Origin of the sequence: Pantoea sp. ANP04, from assembly GCF_041982285.1 — a bacterium.
In the GTDB taxonomy this organism is placed as follows: domain Bacteria; phylum Pseudomonadota; class Gammaproteobacteria; order Enterobacterales; family Enterobacteriaceae; genus Pantoea; species Pantoea eucalypti.
Map to the genome: position 1 here is coordinate 1 of NZ_JAUTYS010000196.1, position 514 is coordinate 514.

Annotated in this window: 1 protein-coding gene; it reads right to left on the reverse strand. The window is 62.6% G+C overall.

What is annotated here, in order from left to right; all coding sequences use genetic code 11:
• A partial coding sequence (locus tag Q7C21_RS23080; protein ID WP_375151252.1) for a branched-chain amino acid transport system II carrier protein occupies positions 1-514 on the reverse strand: 514 nt, incomplete at both ends.

The following is a 514-nucleotide window of genomic DNA, read 5'->3' on the forward strand; positions in this document are numbered from 1 at the left end:
GGACGATCACCGAAGGCACCAGCCAGGCCAGGCCTTGCTCGCTCAACGGCAAGTGGGCCAGCTGGCTAGGCAAACCATCGGCCAGGCCGGCCCCCTTGAGCGCATCGATCAGACCGAACACGAAAGACACCAGCATCACCGGGCCAACGATACGCCGCTGGTCCCGCCAGAAGTCCTTGCAGAAGCTCAGGGCCACCAGGGCAATGCACGGTGGATAAATGGCGGTCAGTACCGGGATCGAGAAGGCGATCAGCTTGGTCAGGCCAAGGTTCGACACCAACAGCGAGAAGACCGCGAGGATCACCACCAGAGTCTTATAGGACAACGGTGTTACGCGGCTGAAATACTCGGCGCAGGCACAGGTCAGGCCCACAGCGGTCACCAGGCAAGCCAGGGAGATCAGTACCGCAAGGAAGCCGCTGCCCAGGGAGCCAAAGGTGTGTTGGACATAGGCATGCAGCACCGCCGCGCCATTGGTGGCACCGGCGGCCACTTCATGGCTGCCCGAACCGAG